Raw genomic sequence first — 20,227 nt, 5'->3', positions numbered from 1 at the left:
CCATGAGTTCCGAGCACCCGGAGCAGAAGGCCGAGCAGGCCGCCGACCAGCTGCCCGCGCAGACCGAGGAGGAGCGCCAGGAGCAGCCGGTCGTCCGGCAGGGCATGTTCGGCGCGAAGACGACCGGCGACACGTCCGGCTACGGCGGGCTGGTCGTCCGGCAGACCCCGAAGGTGTCCGCGGCGCGCCCGTACGGCGGGCCCCGCGGCGCGGCCGAACCCGGCGAGTTCGACGAGATCGCGGACGAGCTCGAGCGAGCTCTCCGGGGTCCGGGGTCGTCCCCGGAGAAAACGGGGCCGAGTTTCGGTGACGCCATCGAGCGTGTCGTGGTCGACCGCGGTGAGCTGACGTTCTACGTCAAGCGCGAGCACCTGCGCGAGGTGGCGCAGACCATGCGGGACGACCCGTCCCTGCGCTTCGAGCTGTGCTCGGGCGTGTCCGGCGTCCACTACCCGAAGGACGAGGGCGCGGAGCTGCACTCCGTCGCGCACCTGCTGTCGATCACGCACAACCGGCGCGTCCGGCTGGAGACGACCTGCCCCGACGCCGACCCGCACATGCCGTCGCTGGTGCCGGTCTACCCGACGAGCGACTGGCACGAGCGGGAGACCTACGACTTCTTCGGGATCGTCTACGACGGCCACCCCGCGCTCACCCGCATCGAGATGCCGGACGACTGGGTCGGCCATCCGCAGCGCAAGGACTACCCTCTCGGCGGCATCCCCGTCGAGTACCGCGGAGCGGAGATTCCCCCGCCGGACGAAAGGCGGTCGTACGTATGAGTTCCACGAAGTACACCGAGTACGACGCCTACGCCGCGGAAGAGGCGGCCGAGGGCAAGGTCTACGACGTCGGCGGGCAGGACTGGGACAGGGTCGTCGCCGGCGCCCAGGACGCGGACGACGAGCGGCTCGTCGTCAACATGGGCCCGCAGCACCCGTCCACGCACGGCGTGCTCCGGCTCATCCTCACGCTCGACGGCGAGACGGTGAACGAGGCCCGGGTGAACATCGGGTACCTCCACACCGGCATCGAGAAGAACATGGAGTTCCGTACCTGGACGCAGGGCACCACGTTCTGCACCCGGATGGACTACCTGGCGCCGCTGCACAACGAGACGGCGTACTGCCTGAGCGTGGAGAGGCTCCTCGGCATCACCGACGAGGTACCGGAGCGGGCCCAGATCATCCGCGTGATGATGATGGAGCTGAACCGGATCTCCTCGCACCTGGTCGCGATCGCGACGTTCGGCCTCGAACTCGGCGCGACGACGGTGATGCTCAACGGGTTCCTGGAGCGCGAGTACACCCTCGACCTGTTCGAGGAGATCACCGGCCTGCGCATGAACCACGCCTACATCCGTCCGGGCGGGGTCTCGCAGGACCTGCCGAGCGGCGCGGCCAGCAAGATCCGCGACTATCTGGACCGGATGCCGAAGCGCATCGAGGCACTGCGCAAGCTGATGGACGACAACCCGGTGTTCGTGGCGCGGACGAAGGACGTCGCGTACCTGGACCTGACCGGCTGCATGGCGCTCGGCATCACCGGCCCGGTCCTGCGCGCGACCGGGCTCCCGTGGGACCTGCGCAAGTCGCAGCCGTACTGCGGCTACGAGACCTACGACTTCGAGGTGCCGACGCAGGACACCTGCGACGTGTACGGGCGCTACCTCGTCCGGATGGACGAGATGGAGGAGTCGCTGAAGATCGTCGAGCAGTGCCTGGAGCGGCTGCAGACCACCGCCAAGGGCCCGGTGATGATCGAGGACAAGAAGATCGGGTGGCCGGCGCAGCTGGCGATGGGCGCGGACGGCCTGGGCAACTCGCCCCGGCACATCGCGCACATCATGGGCACCTCGATGGAGGCGCTGATCCATCACTTCAAGCTGGTGACGGAGGGCTTCCGGGTGCCGGCCGGGCAGGCGTACGTGCCGATCGAGTCGCCGCGCGGCGAGCTGGCCGCGCACGTGGTGAGCGACGGCGGCACCCGCCCGTTCCGCGCCCACTTCCGCGACCCGTCCTTCGTCAACCTGCAGGCCGTCCCGGCGATGTCGGAGGGCGGCATGGTCGCCGACATCATCGCCGCGGTCGCCAGTCTCGACCCGGTCATGGGGGGTGTGGACCGATGACGTACGAGCCGGAGGTTCGGGAACGTCTGGAACGTGACGCCAAGCTGCTCATCGGCCGTTATCCGCGGCCGAGGTCGGCGCTGCTGCCGATGCTGCACCTGGTGCAGTCGGAGGAGGGGCACGTCACGCAGGACGGCATCGAGTTCTGCGCGGAGCAGCTCGGTATCACGCCCGCGCAGGTCACGGGCGTCGTGACGTTCTACACGCAGTACAAGCAGGCGCCGGTCGGCGAGTACCACGTCGGCGTGTGCATCAACACGCTGTGCGCGATCATGGGCGGCGACCAGATCTGGGACGAGCTGAGCGAGCACACCGGGCTCGGCCACGACGAGGCCACCCCGGACGGCAAGGTCAGCCTCGAGCGGATCGAGTGCAACGCGGCCTGCGACTTCGCGCCGGTGATGATGGTCAACTGGGAGTTCTTCGACAACATGACTCCCGAGAAGGCCAAGAAGCTCGTCGACGACCTGCGGTCGGGCGAGCGGGTGCCGCCCACGCGCGGCGCCGACAGCCTGGCCACCTGGCAGGAGGCGTCCCGCGTGCTCGCGGGGTTCCCCGACGGGCGCGCCGGTGAGGGCGTCCAGGCCGGGCCGGAGTCGCTGCGCGGGCTCAAGCTCGCGCAGGACCGCGGCTGGGAGGCCCCGGCGAGCGATGTCGACCGGGAGCGTCCGGACGAGCCGGTGAAGCCGGAGCAGATCGCCGAACCACCGCACGAGCCGGGCAAGCCGATCCCCGGCGAGGCCAAGCCCGGCACCCAGGAGGGACGGAACAAGTGACCACGCTGACCCCGATCCTCACCAAGCACTGGGACCAGGCCGACTCGTTCACCCGCGCGGGCTACGAGCGGGAGGGCGGCTACAAGGCGCTGCGCACGGCGTTCCGGATGGAGCCGGACGAGATCGTCCAGGCGGTCAAGGACTCCGGGCTCCGCGGCCGCGGCGGCGCGGGCTTCCCCACCGGCATGAAGTGGGGGTTCCTGCCGCCGAGCAGCCCGAACCCGCGCTACCTGGTGGTGAACGCCGACGAGTCCGAGCCGGGCACGTGCAAGGACATCCCGCTGATGATGGCGAACCCGCACGTGCTCATCGAGGGCACGATCATCAGCTCGTACGCGATCAAGTCGAACATCGCGTTCATCTACGTGCGCGGCGAGGTGCTGCACGTCATCCGGCGGCTGCACCAGGCCGTGGCGGAGGCGTACGAGGCGGGCTACCTCGGCAAGGACATCCTCGGGTCCGGTTACGACCTGGACGTCGTCGTCCACAGCGGCGCCGGGGCCTACATCTGCGGCGAGGAGACGGCGCTGCTGGACTCCCTTGAGGGGTTCCGCGGCCAGCCCAGGCTGAAGCCCCCCTTCCCGGCGGTCGCCGGCCTGTACGGCGGCCCTACTGTCATCAACAACGTCGAGTCGATCGCGTCGGTTCCCTCGATCGTCCAGAACGGCCCCGAGTGGTTCGCCGCGATGGGCACCGAGAAGTCCCAGGGCTACGGGATCTTCTCGCTGTCCGGGCACGTGACGCGGCCCGGCCAGTACGAGGCGCCGCTCGGGATCACGCTGCGGGAGCTGCTCGACATGGCGGGCGGCGTCCGCGAGGGGCACCGGCTGAAGTTCTGGACGCCCGGCGGGTCGTCCACCCCGATCTTCACCGACGAGCACCTGGACGTCCCGCTGGACTTCGAGTCCGTCGGCGCCGCCGGGTCGATGCTCGGCACCCGCGCGCTGCAGATCTTCGACGAGACGACCTGCGTCGTCCGGGCCGTGCTGCGCTGGTCGGAGTTCTACGCGCACGAGTCGTGCGGCAAGTGCACGCCGTGCCGCGAGGGCACCTACTGGTACAAGCTGATGATCAAGCGGCTGGAGGCCGGGGACGGCACCGACGAGGACCTGGAGACCCTCCTCGACATCTCCGACAACATCCTCGGCCGCGCGTTCTGCGCCCTCGGCGACGGCGCGACGAGCCCCGTCGTGTCGTCCATCAAGCTGTTCCGGGACGAGTACCTCCAGCACTTCGAGCAGGGCGGCTGCCCGTTCGACCCGGCCAAGTCCACCCTCTGGGGAGGTGCCAAGTGACCGTCACCGACGACAAGTCGGCGGTGGAGAAGGTCGAGATGGTCTCCTGCACCATCGACGGCTTCGAGATCGAGGTGCCGAAGGGCACGCTGATCATCCGGGCCGCCGAGCTGCTCGGCATCCAGATCCCCCGGTTCTGCGAGCATCCGCTGCTGGAGCCGATCGGGGCGTGCCGGCAGTGCCTGGTGGAGATCCCCGACGCCGGCAACGGCCGCGGGATGCCGAAGCCGCAGGCGTCGTGCACGACTCCGGTGATGCCGGGCATGGTCGTCCAGACCCAGCTCACCTCGCCGGTGGCCGACAAGGCCCAGCACGGCATCATGGAGTTCCTCCTCATCAACCACCCGCTGGACTGCCCGGTCTGCGACAAGGGCGGCGAGTGCCCGCTGCAGAACCAGGCGATGTCCAACGGCCGCGGCGAGACGCGGTTCGTGGAGACCAAGCGGACGTGGCCGAAGCCGCTCCCGCTCTCCAGCCAGGTGCTGCTGGACCGGGAGCGCTGCATCCAGTGCACGCGCTGCACCCGGTTCTCCGAGCAGATCGCCGGCGACGCGTTCATCGACCTGTTCGAGCGCGGCGCCAAGGAGGAGGTCGGGATCGCCGAGGACCGGCCGTTCCAGTCCTACTTCTCCGGCAACACCGTGCAGATCTGCCCGGTGGGCGCGCTGACCGGCACCGCGTACCGGTTCCGGTCCCGCCCGTTCGACCTGGTGTCGACGCCGAGCGTCTGCGAGCACTGCGCGTCCGGCTGCTCGATGCGGACCGACCACCGGCGCGGCAAGGTCACGCGGCGGCTGGCCGGCGACGACCCGCAGGTCAACGAGGAGTGGAACTGCGACAAGGGCCGCTGGGCGTTCACCTACGCGGCGCAGCCGGAGCGGCTCACGCACCCGCTCGTCCGCAACGAGGACGGCGTGCTGGAACCGGCGTCGTGGCCGGAGGCGCTCACGATCGCGGCGGAGGGCCTCGCGGCGGCGCGCCGTTCGGCCGGGGGCGAGGGCGCCGCCGTCCTGACCGGTGGCCGCGTCACCCTTGAGGACGCCTACGCCTACTCCAAGTTCGCCCGGATCGCGCTCGGCACCAACGACGTCGACTTCCGGGCCCGGCCGCTGTCGGACGAGGAGTCGCGCTTCCTCGCCTCGTCGGTCGCGGGACGCTCGATCGAGGTGTCCTACCTCGACCTGGAGAAGGCGCCCGCGGTCCTCCTCGCCGGTTTCGAGCCGGAGGAGGAGTCGCCGATCGTGTTCCTGCGGCTCCGCAAGGCGCACCGCAACAACGCGCTGGCGGTGTACTCGGCGGCCCCGTTCGCGACCCGCGGGCTGGAGAAGGTCGGCGGCACGCTGCTGCCGACGGCGCCCGGCGCGGAGGCCGACACGCTCGCCTCGGTGATCGGGGACGCCGCCCGGTCCGACGTCCGGACGCAGCTGGAGACGCCGGGCGCGGTGATCCTGGTGGGCGAGCGGCTCGCCGGGAGCCCCGGTGCGCTGACCTCGGCGGTGCGGCTGGCGCGGGTGACCGGCGCCCGGCTGGCGTGGGTGCCGCGCCGGGCCGGGGAGCGCGGCGCGGTCGAGGCCGGGGCGCTGCCCGGTCTGCTGCCGATCGGCCGCCCGGTGTCCGACCCGTCCGCGCGGGCCGAGGTCGCCCGCGTCTGGGGCGTCGCCGACCTGCCTTCGGGGCCGGGCGAGGACGCGGCCGCCATCCTCGCGGCGGCGGCCGGGGGACGGCGCGGCGCGCTGCTCGTCGGCGGCGTCGACCCCTACGACCTGCCCGACCCGGACGCGATGCTGCGGGCCCTGGACGCCACCCCGTTCGTGGTGAGCCTGGAGCAGCGGCCGAGCGCGGTCACCGACCGCGCCGACGTCGTGTTCCCGGTCGCGGCCGTGGCGGAGAAGGCCGGCACGTTCGTCGACTGGGAGGGCCGCGGCCGCCAGTTCGACGTCGTGCTCAAGTCCGCCGGGCGGATGTCCGACCTGCGGGTGCTGGACTCCCTCGCCGACGAGATGGACGTCCACCTGGGCCTGCCCGGCCCGGAGGCGGCGCGCCGCGAGCTGACCGAGCTCGGCGCCTACCGCGGTGAGCGGCCGGAGGCGCCGGACGTGGCGCAGACGCTGCCGCCGCACCCCGAGCAGGGGGAGGCGCTGGTGGCGACCTGGCGGCTGCTGCTGGACCGGGGCCGCCTCCAGGACGGCGAGCCGTTCCTGGCGGGCACCGCCAAGTCCGCGGTGGTGCGGCTGTCGCCCGCGACGGCCGCGGAGATCGGTGCCACCGCCGCGGTGACGGTGGCGGCTGCGCGCGGCGAGGTCACGCTGCCGCTCGAAGTGACCGCCGACCTGCCCGACCGGGTGGTGTGGCTGCCGACCAACTCGGCCGGCTGCTCGCTGTACCGGGACCTGGGCGCCGCGGCCGGCGGCGTCGTCAAGATCGCGAGCGGTTCGCTCGCGGGCGCGACGGCTTCCGACGAGATCGCTGGAGGCGGCGAATGAGCCCGCTGGCCGTACCTTTGAACACGGCGCCTTTCAACACGGGGCCTTTCAACACGGCGCCTTTCAACACGGGCCCGGTCAACACCGTCGCCGCGGATCCGACGCTGAAGGACTTCGGCTCGGACCCGTGGTGGCTGATCGGCGGCAAGGTCCTCGCCATCTTCGCGTTCCTCGTCGTGACCGTGCTGATGACGATGTGGATCGAGCGGCGCGTCATCGGCCGGATGCAGCTGCGCGTGGGCCCGAACCGCGCCGGGCCGCAGGGCCTGCTGCAGAGCCTCGCCGACGGCGTCAAGCTGGCGCTGAAGGAGGACATCGTCCCCCGCCAGGTCGACAAGGTCGTGTTCGTCCTGGCGCCGGTCGCGGCGGCCGTCCCGGCGTTCATCTCGTTCGCCGTCATCCCGGTCGGCCCGACGGTGTCGATCTTCGGGCACCAGACGCCGCTGCAGGGCACCGACCTGCCGGTCGCGGTGCTGCTGGTGCTGGCGATGGCGTCGCTCGGCGTGTACGGGTTCGTGCTCGCCGGCTGGGCGTCGATGTCGCCGTACTCGCTGCTCGGCGGGCTCCGCTCGTCCGCGCAGGTGATCTCCTACGAGATCGCGATGGCGCTGTCGTTCGTTGCGGTGTTCATGTTCGCGGGCTCGATGTCCACCTCGGAGATCGTCGCGGCGCAGCACGACCGGTGGTTCGCGCTCCTGCTGGCGCCGTCCTTCATCGTGTTCGTGATCACGATGATGGGCGAGTCCAGCCGTATCCCGTTCGACCTGCCCGAGGGCGAGGGCGAGATCGTCGGCGGCTTCCACACCGAGTACTCGTCGCTGAAGTTCGCGATGTTCTTCCTCGCCGAGTACATCAACCTCGCGACGCTGTCGGCCCTGGCCACCACGCTGTTCCTCGGCGGCTGGCGGGCGCCCCCGCCGATCAGCACGGTGTGGGAGGGCGCCAACTCCGGCTGGTGGCCGGTGCTGTGGTTCCTGATCAAGGTCGGCCTGTTCATCTTCTTCTTCATCTGGCTGCGCGGCACGCTGCCGCGCGTGCGCTACGACCAGCTGATGAAGCTCGGCTGGAAGGTGCTGATGCCCTTCTCGCTCGGCTGGATCCTGCTGGTCGCCACCATCCGCGCGCTGCGCAACGAGGGCTACGACATGCAGCAGATCGTGATCGTCGCCGCGGTGGCGGCGGCGGTGGTGCTGGTGGCCACGGTGGTCTGGGAGATGTTCCGCGGCGGCGAGGACGAGAAGGAGATCGTGCCCGGCGCGGGCAAGGCCGAGACGCCCGAACCGGCCGCGGGCGGGTTCCCGGTGCCGCCGATGGACGCGCCTCACTACCACGGTGGGCCTGCCGGCGCATCCAAGATGAAAACCCCTCCTGAGGAGGTCACCAGTGGGACTAACTGATTTCCTGAACCCGGTCAAGGGGTTCGGGGTCTCGTTCCACCAGATTTTCACGAAGAGCGAGACCGTTCAGTACCCCGAGGTGAAGCGGCCGACCGCCCCGCGCTTCCACGGCCGGCACCAGCTCAACCGGTGGCCGGACGGGCTGGAGAAGTGCATCGGCTGCGAGCTGTGCGCCTGGGCGTGTCCCGCCGACGCCATCTTCGTCGAGGGCGCCGACAACACCGCCGACGAGCGCTACTCGCCCGGCGAGCGGTACGGACGCATCTACCAGATCAACTATCTGCGCTGCATCCTGTGCGGGCTGTGCATCGAGGCGTGCCCGACGCGGGCGCTCACGATGACCAACGAGTACGAGCTCGCCGACGACAGCCGCGAGAGCCTGATCTACACCAAGGAGATGCTGCTGGCGCCGCTGCGCGAGGGCATGGAGACGCCGCCGCACGAGATGCGGCTCGGCGACACCGAGGAGGACTACTACCGCCTCGGCCTCCAGCCCGACGAGGACGGTGAAGGCCGGTGAACGCCTCCATCCTCGCGGCGGAGGTGGCCGACAAGCAGGCCGGCGAGCCGTTCTTCTTCTGGCTGCTGGCGATCGTCTCGGTCAGCGCCGCCCTCGGCATGATCTTCATGCGGAAGGCGGTGCACTCGGCGCTGATGCTGGCCGCCGTGATGCTGTCCCTCGCCGGCCTGTACGCGATCCAGAACGCCCCGTTCCTGGCGTTCGTGCAGGTGATCGTCTACACCGGCGCGGTGCTGATGCTGTTCCTGTTCGTGGTGATGCTCGTCGGAGTGAGCTCCACCGACTCGCTGGTGGAGACGATCCGCGGCCAGCGTTTCTGGGCGGCGGTCGCCGCGATCGGATTCATCGCGCTGCTGGCCACCGGTATCGGGAACGCGGCGCTCGGCGGCGCGGCCGGCCTGCAGCAGGCCAACGCCGAGGGCAATATCGTCGGCCTGGCCCGGCTGCTGTTCTCCAAGTACGTGTTCGCGTTCGAGGCGACCAGCGCCCTGCTGATCACCGCGGCGCTGGGCGCGATGGTGGTGGCACACCGGGAGCGGATCGGGCCGAAGGCGACGCAGAAGTCCCTGTCCAAGGAGCGGTTCCTGTCCGGCGACCACCCGGGGACGCTGCCCGGCCCCGGCACCTACGCGCTGCACAACGCCGTCGACATGCCGGCGCTGCTGCCCGACGGGACACCGTCGGCACTGTCGGTCAACCCGGTCATCGCGGCCCGCGCCGACACCACGGAGCGGCACGCCGACCTGGGCGGCAGGACCGAGGAAGAGGCGGTCGAGCACAACGTGCGGGCCGTCCAGGCCGTCACCGAAGAAGCCGAGGACGCCGACGCCGAGTCGCGCGTCGTCAAGCCCGGGACGCCCGTGGACGGCGGTGCCGAGGGCGGCGCGGGCGGCGGCGCGGGCGGCGGCCGGACCGGCGGCAACGAGCGTGAAGGCGAGGCTGGTTCATGAGTCCGGGGCACTACCTGGCGCTCTCGGCGATCCTGTTCACCATCGGCGCGCTCGGCGTGCTCGTGCGCCGCAACGCGCTCGTGGTGTTCATGTGCGTCGAGCTCATGCTGAACGCGACGAACCTGGCGTTCATCACGTTCTCCCGCATGCACGGCAACCTCGACGGCCAGATCATCGCCTTCTTCGTGATGGTGGTGGCCGCGGCGGAGGTCGTGGTGGGCCTGGCGATCATCATGACCGTCTTCCGGACCCGCAGGTCGTCGTCGGTGGACGACGTCAACCTGCTGAAGTACTGAGAGGCTGGGATGAAAGCGGAAGGCATCCAGGCCGCGTCCTGGCTCCTCATCGCGCTCCCGCTCGCGGGCGCCGCGATCCTCCTGATCGGAGGGAAGCGCACCGACAGATGGGGACATCTGCTCGGTGTCGCCATGTCGGTGGGGTCGTTCGCGATCGGCGTCGCGATGTTCGTCCAGATGCTCGGCTACGGCGCCGAAGAGCGGCGCCGAAGCCTGCACCTGTGGGACTTCATCGACGTAGGCGCGTTCAAGGTCGGCATGGACCTGCTGGTGGACCCGTTGTCCATCAGCTTCGTGCTGCTGATCACCGGGGTGGGCTCGCTCATCCACATCTACTCCGTCGGCTACATGGCCGACGACCCCGAGCGGCGCAAGTTCTTCGCGTACCTGAACCTGTTCGTCGCGGCGATGCTGCTGCTGGTACTGGGTGACAACTTCCTGGTCATGTTCATCGGATGGGAGGGCGTGGGCCTCGCCTCCTACCTCCTGATCGGGTTCTGGCAGCACAAGCCGACCGCCGCGACCGCGGCGAAGAAGGCGTTCGTCGTCAACCGCGTCGGCGACATGGGGCTGATCATCGCGATCGCGCTGATCTTCGCCACGTTCGGGACGATCGACTACGAGCCGATCCTCGGCAGCGGCGCCGAGCACGTCGGCATGGCGTCCCAGCTGGGCACCGGCACCGCCACCGCGATCGGGCTGCTGCTCCTGCTCGGCGCGTGCGGCAAGTCGGCGCAGCTGCCGCTGCAGTCCTGGCTGCTGGACGCGATGGAGGGCCCGACCCCGGTGTCGGCCCTCATCCACGCCGCGACGATGGTGACGGCGGGGGTGTACCTCATCGTCCGGGCCGGGCCGATCTTCGAGATGTCCGAGACCGCGCAGCTGGTGGTGACGATCGTCGGCGCGGCCACGCTGCTCGCCGGTGCGATCATCGGGTGCGCCAAGGACGACATCAAGAAGGCGCTCGCGGGGTCGACGATGTCGCAGATCGGCTACATGACGCTGGCCGCCGGGCTCGGCAAGGCCGGGTACGTCTTCGCCATCGCGCACCTCATCGCGCACGGCTTCTTCAAGGCCGGCCTGTTCCTCGGCGCCGGATCCGTCATGCACGGCATGAAGGACGACGTGAACATGCGCCACTACGGCGCGCTCCGCTCGGTGATGATGATCACCTACGTCACGTTCGGCCTCGGGTACCTCGCCATCATCGGGTTCCCCGGACTGTCCGGCTGGTTCACCAAGGAAGGGATCATCGAGGCGGCGTTCGACAAGGGCGGCATGCACGGGACGATCCTCGGCGTGTGCGCGCTGGTCGGCGCCGGCATCACCGCGTACTACATGTCGCGCGTGATGTTCATGACGTTCTTCGGCGAGAAGCGCTGGGCGGACGACGTCCACCCGCACGAGTCGCCCAAGGTCATGACGATCCCGCTGCTCCTGCTGGCGGTCGGCTCGCTCGCCGCCGGCGGGTTCCTGATCCTCGGCGGGTTCGCCCACTTCCTCGAACCGGTCGTCGGCAAGCCCGAGCACGAGCACCACTTCGCCCTGATCACCCCGACCGGCGCCGTCGCGCTCGTCCTGATGGTCATCGGTGCGGCGATCGCGTGGCGGCAGTACGGCAGCCGGAAGGTGCCGCGTGAGGCGCCCAAGGGCTCGTTCGTCACCGTCGCGGCCCGCAAGGACCTCTACGGCGACGCGCTCAACGAGTCGCTGCTGATGCGTCCCGGCCAGTGGCTGACCCGGCTCGCGGTCTGGTTCGACGGGCGCGGCGTCGACGGCGCCGTCAACGGAACCGCCGCCGGTATCGGCGGCACGTCCGGGCGGCTCCGCCGCGTCCAGACCGGCTTCGCCCGTTCCTACGCACTCTCGATGACCTTCGGTGCGGCGCTCGTGGTGGCCGCGCTCCTGGTGGTGAACGTTTCATGAGCGACTTTCCCTGGCTGAGCGTCCTCATCGCGCTGCCACTGGTGGGCGCGCTGGCGCTCATCGCCATCCCGCGCGAGCGGGAGACGCTGGTCAAGCAGTTCGCGATCGGCGTGTCCATCGCCGTCGCGGTGCTCGCCGGCGTCATGACGGCGGGCTTCGACGCGGGCGGCCCGCGCTTCCAGTTCACCGAGAAGTACTGGTGGATCAAGGAGTTCGGGGTCCACTGGGCGGTCGGCGTCGACGGCGTCGCGCTGGTGCTGATCCTGCTGTCGGTGATCCTCGTCCCGCTGGTGATGCTGGCGTCGTGGAACGAGGCGGACCGGTCCGGCGGCGTGGACGTGCCGGCCAAGCGGTCGGCGAAGACGTACTTCGCGCTGCTGCTGACCCTCGAAGCGGCCATGATCGGCGTGTTCGCCGCGACCGACGTGTTCATGTTCTACGTCTTCTTCGAGGCGATGCTCGTCCCGGTGTACTTCATCATCGGGTACTTCGGCGGGCCGCAGCGCTCCTACGCCGCGGTGAAGTTCCTGCTGTACTCGCTGTTCGGCGGGCTGCTGATGCTCGTCGCTGTGATCTGGCTGTACCCGCTGTCGAGCAAGCCGGCGTCGGAGGGCGGGCTCGGGCAGGGCACGTTCATGTTCGACGAGCTGTCGCAGATGAACATCGACCCGACGACCGCCAAGTGGCTGTTCCTCGGCTTCTTCATCGCGTTCGCGATCAAGGCGCCGATGGTGCCCGTGCACACCTGGCTGCCCGACGCGGCGCAGCAGGCCCCGGCGCCCGCGCTGGTCCTGATCGTCGGCGTCCTGGACAAGGTCGGCACGTACGGGATGCTCCGGTTCTGCCTGGAGCTGTTCCCCGGCGCGGCCAAGTGGGCGACCCCCGTCGTGCTGGCGCTCGCCGTGCTCAGCATCATCTACGGCGCGGTCCTGGCCATCGGCCAGGTCGACATGAAGCGCCTGGTCGCCTACACGTCGGTGTCGCACTTCGGGTTCATCGTCCTCGGCATCTTCGCGATGACGTCGCAGGGGCAGTCCGGCGCGGCGCTGTACATGGTCAACCACGGCTTCTCCACCGGCGCGCTGTTCCTGATCGTCGGGTTCATGATCGTCCGGCGGCGGTCGGCGCGGATCTCCGACTTCGGCGGCATGCAGAAGGTCGCGCCCGTCCTCGCCGGGATGTTCCTCATCGCGGGCCTGTCCGCGCTGTCGCTGCCGGGCCTGTCGACGTTCGTGTCGGAGTTCCTGGTGATCGTCGGCACGTTCGGCCGCTACGAGTGGGCCGCCGTGCTCTCCGTCAGCGGTGTCGTGCTCGCGGCGATCTACATCCTGTGGATGTACCAGCGGACCATGGGCGGCCCGAAGGCCCCCGCGGTCGAGGGCCTGAAGGACCTGAACGCCAGGGAGAAGTGGGCCGTCGCCCCCATCATCGCGATCATCGTGGTGATGGGCTTCTTCCCGCAGCCGGTGCTGCACGTGATCAACCCGTCGGTGAACGAGACGCTGGTCCGGGTCGACGAGAAGGACCCGGCGCCGGACATCACCGGTAACGCCGCCGAGAACGGAGCCCGTCCATGAGCACCAGCAGTCAGGTGAGCGCGGTCCTCGCGCAGGGGGGTGACATCCCCGCACCGCACATCGAGTACGGGCAGATCGCCCCGATGCTGCTGGTCTTCGGCGCCGCGCTCCTCGGCGTCCTCGTCGAGGCGTTCGTCGGCCGCCGCGCCCGCTACCACGTGCAGGTGCCGATCGCGTTCCTCGGCATCGCGGGCGCCTTCGTGTGGACGGTCATGCTGGGCTGGCGCGAGAACCCGCACCAGGTCGCCGCCGAAGGCGCGCTCGGCGTGGACGGCCCCACACTGTTCCTGCAGGGCACCATCCTGATCCTGGCGCTGGTCAGCCTCCTGCTGATCGCCGACCGCGGCAGCGGCCGCGCCGGGGTCGCCGAAGGGGCCTTCGCCGCGCAGGCGTCCGCCCTGCCGGGCAGCGAGGCCGAGCAGCGCACCAGCGAGGCGGGGATCACCCAGACCGAGGTGTACCCGCTGATGATGTTCGCCGTCGGCGGCATGATCATGTTCCCGGCCGCGAACGACCTGCTCACGATGTTCGTGGCGCTGGAAGTGCTGTCGCTGCCGCTGTACCTGCTGTGCGGGCTCGCCCGCCGGCGGCGCCTCCTGTCCCAGGAGGCCTCGGTCAAGTACTTCCTGCTCGGCGCGTTCTCCTCGGCGTTCTTCCTGTACGGGATCGCGCTGCTGTACGGGTACGCCGGCTCGGTGCGGCTGTCGGACATCTCCGCCCAGATCGGCAAGGACGCCGGCAACGAGACCCTGCTCCTCGCGGGCGCCGCGCTGCTGTCCGTCGGGCTGCTGTTCAAGCTCGGCGGCGTCCCGTTCCACATGTGGAAGCCGGACGTCTACCAGGGCGCCCCCACCCCGATCACGGCGCTGATGGCGTCCTGCACCGTCGTGTCCGCGGCCGGCGCGCTCCTGCGCGTCTACTACGTCACGTTCGAGACGCTCGCCTGGGACTGGCGGCCGTTGATGTGGGGTGTGGCCATTCTCACCATGGTCGCCGGGTCGATCATCGCGATCACCCAGACCGACATCAAGCGGATGCTGGCCTACTCGTCGATCGCGCACGCGGGGTTCCTGCTCCTCGGCGTGATCGCCTCGTCCGAGAACGGCCTGTCGAGCACCCTGTTCTACCTGCTCGCGTACGGTTTCGCGTCTGTCGGCGCGTTCGCCGTCGTCACGATGGTGCGGGACGCGGGCGGCGAGGCCGGCCACCTGTCGCGCTGGGCCGGGCTCGGCAAGCGCTCCCCGGTCGTGGCGGGCGTGTTCGCCTTCTTCCTGCTGGCGTTCGCCGGGATCCCGCTCACCAGCGGGTTCACCGGGAAGTTCGCGATCTTCAAGGCCGCGGTGGAGGAGGGCGCGACACCGCTGGTCGTCGTCGCCGTCGTGGCCTCCGCCGTCGCCGCGTTCTTCTACGTCCGGGTGATCGTCGTCATGTTCTTCAGCGAGCCCGACCCCGACGGGCCGGTCGTGGTGGCCGGGCCGGCGACCGCGGTCGCGGTCGCGATCGGCGTGACGGCTACTGTGGTACTCGGCGTGCTCCCACAGCCCATTCTGGACCTTGCGGGACAAGCCACGACCGACATGTTCGTCCGGTAGGGAGACTCGGGTGAGCCACCCATTCGCTGAGCAGCCCGGCGGGCCGGCCGTAGCCGAGACCGGCCCGTTCGGGCTTCCCATAGACGCCGCCCTCGCCGCCGACGCCAGGGGCGGCCTGGCCACGGTCGAGGAAATGCTCATGGACTGCGTCCGCGGCGAGGACGCGCTGCTCACCGAGGCCTCACAGCACCTCGTCGAAGCGGGCGGCAAGCGGTTCCGGCCGATGCTGGTGCTGCTCGCCTCCCACTTCGGCGACCCCGCCGCGTCCGGCGTCGTCCCCGCCGCCGTCGTCGTGGAGCTCACCCACCTCGGCACCCTCTACCACGACGACGTCATGGACGAGGCGACCGTCCGCCGCGGCCAGGAGTCCGCCAACTCCCGCTGGACGAACACCGTCGCCATCCTCACCGGCGACTACCTGTTCGCCCGCGCGTCGGACCTGCTCGCCGACCTCGGCCCCGAGGCCGTCCGCGTCCAGGCCCGCGCGTTCGCCCGGCTCGTCCGCGGCCAGATCCAGGAGACCGTCGGCCCCGGCGAGGGCGCCGACGCCCTCACGCACTACCTCCAGGTCGTCGCGGACAAGACCGCGTCCCTCATCGCCGTCTCGGGCCAGTTCGGCGCCCTGCTGTCCGGTGCCCCGGCGCACGTCGTCCACACCGTCACCTCGGCCTGCGAGAAGATCGGCATCGCGTTCCAGCTGTCCGACGACATCCTCGACATCGCCTCCGAGACCGAGGAGTCCGGCAAGACCCCCGGCACCGACCTCCGCGAAGGCATCCGCACCCTCCCGATGTACCACGTCCTCGCCGGTGTCGGCTCCGGACCGGACGACGCCCGCCTCCGTGAACTCCTCGTCCAGGACCTCTCCGACGACGCCCTCCACGCCGAGGCCCTCGCCCTCCTGCGCGCACACCCCGCCATGGACCACGCCCGCGCCGACCTTCGCCGCCGGGCCGAGGACGCCAGGACCGAACTCCTCACCCTCCCCGCCATCCCCGCCCGCGACGCCTTCACCGCCCTCTGCGACTACGTCGTGTCCCGGACGGGCTGAGCGACCGGGCCGAGCAACGGAAAAGGGAGGCCGCGCGGCTCGCGCGGCCTCCCTTCCTTTTCGCCGTCTCAGGCGTTCTGGGGTTCGGGTTCTTCGGACAGGCCGCGGTACTTCATGGAGTGCAGGACCAGGTTGATGAGGACCTGCTTGCAGGAATCGAGGTCGCGGGCGTCGCAGAGCATGACGGGAACCCTGGGGCCCAGGTTGAGGGCCGTCTGGATCTCCGCCAGGTCGTAGCGTTGGGCGCCCTCGAAGCAGTTGACGGCGACGACGAACGGGGTGTTGCGGCGCTCGAAGTAGTCCACCGACGGGAAGCAGTCGGACAGGCGGCGGGTGTCGGCGAGGACGACGGCGCCGAGGGCGCCGAGGGCGACCTCGTCCCACATGAACCAGAAGCGCTTCTGGCCCGGGGTGCCGAAGAGGTAGAGGACGTACTCGTCCTTCATCGTGATGCGGCCGAAGTCCATCGCGACGGTGGTGGTGTCCTTGCGCTCGACGCCGGCGATGTCGTCGACACCGACGCTGTTGTCGGTGAGGATCTCCTCCGTCCGCAGCGGCTGGGTCTCGGAGACCGTTCCGACCATCGTCGTCTTGCCGACGCCGAAACCGCCCGCGATCACGATCTTGACCGCCGTGGGGAGCCTGCGGGCGCGCATGTCGCGCCGCCCGCCCCCGGAGCTAGAGGGCCCGGAGACCATCGATCACCGCCTTGTAGAGCCTGATGTCGTGCATGTCCGCCTCAGGTTCGGGTTCCTGCATCGAGACGAACCCCTTGTCGAGAAGGTCGCCGAGCATGACCCGCACGGTCGCGACGGGAAGGTCGAGGTGGCCGGTGATCTCGGCCACCGACATCACCGACTGGCAGAGCCGGATGATGGACAGGTGCTCCGGCCCGAAGCTGATCGCGCCCTCGGGCTCGGGTCCGACCGCCACCACCAGGGTGATGAGGTCGAACTTGCCGCGGGTCGGCTCCATGCGGCCGCTGGTCATCACGTACGGCCGCACCATGGGCCCGGCCTGGTCGTCGAGCAGGCGGTCGTGGACGGGCGGGCGCGTGGTCGGATCGTCCGGCCAGGGGTCGTGCGGGTCTTCGGGGGGCATCATGCCGGGCCTCCCTCCTTGGGGGAGTCCGACCGGGACGGGGAGGTGAGGTGGTGGCCCATCGCGGTGACGAGCATGGCCATCTCGTAGGCGATGAGGCCGACGTCGGCGTCCTCCTCGGCGAGCACCGCGAGGCAGGCGCCCTTGCCCGCCACCGTCACCAGCATGAACGCCGACTGCATCTCGATGATCGTCTGCCGGACGGGCCCGCCGCCGAAGCGGACCCCGGCGCCCTTGGCGAGGCTCTGGATCCCGGCGGCGACGGCGGCCAGGTGCTCACCGTCGTCCTGGCTCATGCCCTGGGACGAGGCCATCAGCAGGCCGTCCGCCGACAGCACGACGGCGTTGCGCGTGTGCGGCAGCCGGTGGATCAGATCGTCCAGCAACCAGCCGAGATCGGATGTCGAACCGGTCTTCTGCGTCACTGGTCTTCCTCGCCTTCCGCTGCGTTGGTGCCGGGTGGACTGCCGTGCTGATCCGCCTGCTCCGACGGGTCACGCGAGGCCGCGTCGGACCGGCCCCTGCGGGTGCCGCGCTGGTAGGCGCCCATGATCCGCTGGATCTCCTCGGGGGAGCGGCCGGGGTCGTCCTGCTCGTCCGGCTCCTCCGCGGTGGTCTGTTCGTCGGAGCGCAGGGGTTCGGCCAGGTTCGCCTGCGGAACCCTGACGGGGAGGCCGGATGGTGTGGTGGAACTGTCGGGCACGGGTGGCTGGTCCTCCGGCTCGATGGTCGCGGGAGCGCCGCCGTCGGGGGCGAAGCCCTCGTCGGAGCGGGTTCCGTCCGCGGGGACGGCGTCGTTGTGCGCGGGGGTGTCGGGGGCGCCCGAACCAGGGGCGCCGTTGCCGGGTGCGTCCGCCCCGCGTGATTCCGGTGTGGGCGATCCCGGTGCGGGCCGGGCCGGGCCGGAGGGTTCCGACGCGGGGGGTGGCACCGCCACGAGCGCGGGCCCGGCTGGCTGCGGGCCGGTCCCCGGCGGGGAGAGCGTCGCCGTGGCCCCCGACGACCTGGAGTCACCGCCGCCCGCGCCGACCGCCGCGGGCTGCCGCACCTCGAGGCCGTTCTGGGTGGTGGCGCCGGCCTTGACGGGTACCGGCCCCTGCTCGGCGATCAGTTCCCGGGGGATGACGATGACCGCGGTCGTGCCACCGTAGGCGGAGCGCTTCAGCGAGACCTGCACGTTGTAGCGCTCGGCGAGCTTGCTGACCACGAACAGGCCGAGCTGGACGGAGCTCTGCAGGTTGAAGTCGGGCGGGTCGGCGATCCGCTCGTTGATCTCGGTGAGCTTGTCGTCGGTCATGCCGAGCCCGCGGTCCTCGATGTCGATGGCGAAGCCGCTGGCGACGAGGTGCCCGCCGATCTGCACGACGGTGTCGGGCGGGGAGAACGAGACCGCGTTCTCGATCAGCTCGGCGAGCAGGTGGGTGACGTCGCCGACCGCGCGTCCGGCCAGCTCGACCGGGCCGAACGGCAGGACGGTGACGCGGGTGTAGTCCTCGACCTCGCCGACCGCGGCGCGGACGACGTCCACCATGGGGACGGAGTTGCGCCAGCCGCGGGCGGGCAGCGCGCCGGACAGCACGATGAGGTTCTCGGCGTTGCGCCGCATGCGGGTCGCGAGGTGGTCGAGCCGGAACAGCTCCTCCAGCTCCTTGACCTCGATGTCGCGGCGGCGCTCCATGGTGTCCAGCATGGTGAGCTGCCGGTGCACGAGGGTCTGGGTGCGGCGGGCCAGGCTGAGCAGGACGTCCCGGATGCCGCGGCGCAGTTCGGCCTGCTCGACGGCCGTGGCCAGCGCGGTCCGCTGGACGTGGTTGAACGCCTTGCCCACCTGGCCGATCTCGTCGTCACCGAACTGCAGCTCGGGGGCCTCGGCGGCCACGTCCACCTTCTCGCCGTGGCCCAGCCGCTCGACCACGCTGGGCAGCCGCTGCTCGGCCAGCTCCGCGGCGGCGTCGCGCAGCCGCTCCAGCTGGCGCACCAGGGCACGTGCCGTGGTGATCGACACGACGATGGACGCGATGACCGCCAGCAACCCGAGCCCACCGGCCAGCGCCAGCCGGACGATGATCCCGGCGCCCACCGGCCCGGCACGGCCCACCAGATCGTCACCACCGGTGCGAATGAGATCCTCCATGCCCTCCTGCGCTGGCGCCATGGCCTCTTGCCATTCCGCGCTCTGAACGGGGGGGCGGGCACCGCCATGCTGGACGGTTCGTTGCTCAAGAGCGCTCAGGCGCGCGAAGACGGTCCCGCCGACGAGCTTGTCGAACCGTTCGCGGTCCGCGGGCGGAAGTTCGGCAGCGGCCTCCTCCCTGAGGAAACGCGCGGTGTGAACGAGGCCGACGAAGTGGGCATGCTCACCGGGCTCGAACCGGCGGGCGGCGATCGTTCCGGCGAGGGCGGCGTCCTCGCGGGAGAGGACTTCCTTAGCCCTGGTCAGTGCGTTGAGGGTACGGCTGTCCTTGGACATTCCCTCGTCGTTCAGGACGGCGCCGGTCGAGTTGAAGACGCGGAAAGCGGTGTCGACGATGCGGTTGTAGGAGTCGGCGGACTTGACTCGCGTCTCGTTCCGGGCGTCGATGATGGCACGGCTGTCGTCCAGGGTGTCCAGGGCCCCGAACATCTCATTGATGCGCTGTTCGAGACTGTCGCTCGCCGCCCAGGAGACGTCTCTTCCGGAGGCCGTGGAGCGGACTGTTTTCACGGCCTTGTCCGTCTCGGCTCGCCGTGTCGCGAGCGCCTGCCCCTGCTGCTGACCGGGGGAGGCGACGTAGACGACCGAGGCCCGGCGTTCGTTCTGCATGGCCGTCACCAGTGCGACGGTTGGCCGGCTGATCTTCTCGTCCAGGGTGTTGGCCCAGAGGAGGCCCAGACCATCACGGAGCGTCACCCACGCGGCGAACGCCCAGAGCGCAGTCAGCGACAACAGCAACGCAGTGATCTTGGTCCGCAGACGTGAATTGCGGAAACGCATTGACGGCCCGTCCCAACGATGTGAGCAAACCCCGCGACCCCAGCGACATGATCAAGGGCGGCAGGTCTAGGTTGTCCGAGTGTGTGATGGGGCGGGATGGACGCCCTCCTCACACACCGCAGCACCTTAGCAACGTGCTGGAGCCCTAAGACGTCAAATTT

The 20,227-nt window shown here is 70.2% G+C and carries 17 protein-coding genes; 13 read left to right on the top strand and 4 right to left on the bottom strand.

Going from position 1 to position 20,227, the window contains the following annotated elements; genetic code table 11:
• Positions 1–2: 2 nt before the first annotated feature.
• The 13 genes from E1285_RS11985 (at position 3) to E1285_RS11925 (ending at position 15,991) form a co-directional block, all read left to right on the top strand.
• Positions 3–782: an NADH-quinone oxidoreductase subunit C gene (locus E1285_RS11985; RefSeq protein ID WP_132151179.1), complete on the top strand. Its 780-nt coding sequence runs from the start codon at positions 3–5 to the stop codon at positions 780–782.
• On the top strand, positions 779–2,128 hold the full coding sequence (locus E1285_RS11980) for an NADH-quinone oxidoreductase subunit D (protein ID WP_132151177.1): 1,350 nt from the start codon (positions 779–781) through the stop codon (positions 2,126–2,128). Before E1285_RS11985 ends, E1285_RS11980 begins: the two co-directional genes overlap by 4 nt.
• Entirely contained in the window at positions 2,125–2,904 is a 780-nt protein-coding gene (nuoE, locus tag E1285_RS11975) for an NADH-quinone oxidoreductase subunit NuoE (protein ID WP_132151175.1), read from the top strand. The genes E1285_RS11980 and nuoE overlap by 4 nt, the downstream gene beginning before the upstream one ends.
• A complete protein-coding gene (gene nuoF / locus E1285_RS11970) occupies positions 2,901–4,199 on the top strand; it encodes an NADH-quinone oxidoreductase subunit NuoF (protein ID WP_132151173.1) in 1,299 nt (432 codons plus the stop codon). Before nuoE ends, nuoF begins: the two co-directional genes overlap by 4 nt.
• Positions 4,196–6,682, top strand: coding sequence for an NADH-quinone oxidoreductase subunit G (locus E1285_RS11965; protein WP_132151171.1), 2,487 nt, complete (start codon positions 4,196–4,198; stop codon positions 6,680–6,682). The genes nuoF and E1285_RS11965 overlap by 4 nt, the downstream gene beginning before the upstream one ends.
• Positions 6,679–8,079, top strand: coding sequence for an NADH-quinone oxidoreductase subunit NuoH (nuoH, locus tag E1285_RS11960; protein WP_132151169.1), 1,401 nt, complete (start codon positions 6,679–6,681; stop codon positions 8,077–8,079). The genes E1285_RS11965 and nuoH overlap by 4 nt, the downstream gene beginning before the upstream one ends.
• Positions 8,066–8,599 (top strand): NADH-quinone oxidoreductase subunit NuoI, encoded by a 534-nt coding sequence (gene nuoI, locus E1285_RS11955; protein WP_132151167.1) that lies wholly within the window; start codon positions 8,066–8,068, stop codon positions 8,597–8,599. The genes nuoH and nuoI overlap by 14 nt, the downstream gene beginning before the upstream one ends.
• A complete protein-coding gene (locus E1285_RS11950; RefSeq protein WP_132151165.1) occupies positions 8,596–9,549 on the top strand; it encodes an NADH-quinone oxidoreductase subunit J in 954 nt (317 codons plus the stop codon). The genes nuoI and E1285_RS11950 overlap by 4 nt, the downstream gene beginning before the upstream one ends.
• A complete protein-coding gene (gene nuoK, locus E1285_RS11945; RefSeq protein ID WP_132151163.1) occupies positions 9,546–9,845 on the top strand; it encodes an NADH-quinone oxidoreductase subunit NuoK in 300 nt (99 codons plus the stop codon). The genes E1285_RS11950 and nuoK overlap by 4 nt, the downstream gene beginning before the upstream one ends.
• 9 nt (positions 9,846–9,854) lie before the next feature.
• Entirely contained in the window at positions 9,855–11,771 is a 1,917-nt protein-coding gene (gene nuoL / locus E1285_RS11940; protein WP_207946548.1) for an NADH-quinone oxidoreductase subunit L, read from the top strand.
• Entirely contained in the window at positions 11,768–13,348 is a 1,581-nt protein-coding gene (locus tag E1285_RS11935) for an NADH-quinone oxidoreductase subunit M (protein WP_132151161.1), read from the top strand. Before nuoL ends, E1285_RS11935 begins: the two co-directional genes overlap by 4 nt.
• A complete protein-coding gene (nuoN, locus tag E1285_RS11930) occupies positions 13,345–14,940 on the top strand; it encodes an NADH-quinone oxidoreductase subunit NuoN (protein ID WP_132151159.1) in 1,596 nt (531 codons plus the stop codon). Before E1285_RS11935 ends, nuoN begins: the two co-directional genes overlap by 4 nt.
• A 133-nt stretch (positions 14,941–15,073) precedes the next feature.
• Entirely contained in the window at positions 15,074–15,991 is a 918-nt protein-coding gene (locus E1285_RS11925; protein WP_243722731.1) for a polyprenyl synthetase family protein, read from the top strand.
• A gap of 68 nt (positions 15,992–16,059) precedes the next feature.
• On the opposite strand, the gene E1285_RS11920 is transcribed toward E1285_RS11925, so the two are convergent.
• Genes E1285_RS11920 through E1285_RS11905 form a run of 4 tightly spaced genes read right to left on the bottom strand, consistent with a single transcriptional unit; the run spans position 16,060 to position 20,024 of the window.
• Entirely contained in the window at positions 16,060–16,689 is a 630-nt protein-coding gene (locus tag E1285_RS11920) for an ATP/GTP-binding protein (RefSeq protein ID WP_132151155.1), read from the bottom strand.
• Complete coding sequence (locus E1285_RS11915; protein ID WP_132151153.1) at positions 16,670–17,095, bottom strand: DUF742 domain-containing protein; 426 nt, start codon at positions 17,093–17,095, stop codon at positions 16,670–16,672. The genes E1285_RS11920 and E1285_RS11915 overlap by 20 nt, the downstream gene beginning before the upstream one ends.
• Positions 17,092–17,517 (bottom strand): roadblock/LC7 domain-containing protein, encoded by a 426-nt coding sequence (locus E1285_RS11910; RefSeq protein ID WP_132151151.1) that lies wholly within the window; start codon positions 17,515–17,517, stop codon positions 17,092–17,094. The genes E1285_RS11915 and E1285_RS11910 overlap by 4 nt, the downstream gene beginning before the upstream one ends.
• Entirely contained in the window at positions 17,514–20,024 is a 2,511-nt protein-coding gene (locus E1285_RS11905; RefSeq protein ID WP_243722727.1) for a nitrate- and nitrite sensing domain-containing protein, read from the bottom strand. The genes E1285_RS11910 and E1285_RS11905 overlap by 4 nt, the downstream gene beginning before the upstream one ends.
• Between the last annotated feature and the right edge of the window lie 203 nt (positions 20,025–20,227).

Source organism: Actinomadura sp. 7K507 (assembly GCF_004348425.1).
GTDB lineage: Bacteria > Actinomycetota > Actinomycetes > Streptosporangiales > Streptosporangiaceae > Spirillospora.
This window is presented reverse-complemented; position numbering and strand designations above follow the sequence as displayed.

Bases quoted from the DNA above. Each gene is read 5' to 3' on its own strand.
- E1285_RS11985 (WP_132151179.1), top strand. From the start codon at position 3: ATGAGTTCCGAGCACCCGGAGCAGAAGGCCGAGCAGGCCGCCGACCAG.
- E1285_RS11980 (WP_132151177.1), top strand. From the start codon at position 779: ATGAGTTCCACGAAGTACACCGAGTACGACGCCTACGCCGCGGAAGAG.
- nuoE (WP_132151175.1), top strand. From the start codon at position 2,125: ATGACGTACGAGCCGGAGGTTCGGGAACGTCTGGAACGTGACGCCAAG.
- nuoH (WP_132151169.1), top strand. From the start codon at position 6,679: ATGAGCCCGCTGGCCGTACCTTTGAACACGGCGCCTTTCAACACGGGG.
- nuoK (WP_132151163.1), top strand. From the start codon at position 9,546: ATGAGTCCGGGGCACTACCTGGCGCTCTCGGCGATCCTGTTCACCATC.
- nuoL (WP_207946548.1), top strand. From the start codon at position 9,855: ATGAAAGCGGAAGGCATCCAGGCCGCGTCCTGGCTCCTCATCGCGCTC.
- E1285_RS11935 (WP_132151161.1), top strand. From the start codon at position 11,768: ATGAGCGACTTTCCCTGGCTGAGCGTCCTCATCGCGCTGCCACTGGTG.
- nuoN (WP_132151159.1), top strand. From the start codon at position 13,345: ATGAGCACCAGCAGTCAGGTGAGCGCGGTCCTCGCGCAGGGGGGTGAC.
- E1285_RS11925 (WP_243722731.1), top strand. From the start codon at position 15,074: ATGCTCATGGACTGCGTCCGCGGCGAGGACGCGCTGCTCACCGAGGCC.
- E1285_RS11920 (WP_132151155.1), bottom strand. From the start codon at position 16,689: ATGGTCTCCGGGCCCTCTAGCTCCGGGGGCGGGCGGCGCGACATGCGC.
- E1285_RS11915 (WP_132151153.1), bottom strand. From the start codon at position 17,095: ATGATGCCCCCCGAAGACCCGCACGACCCCTGGCCGGACGATCCGACC.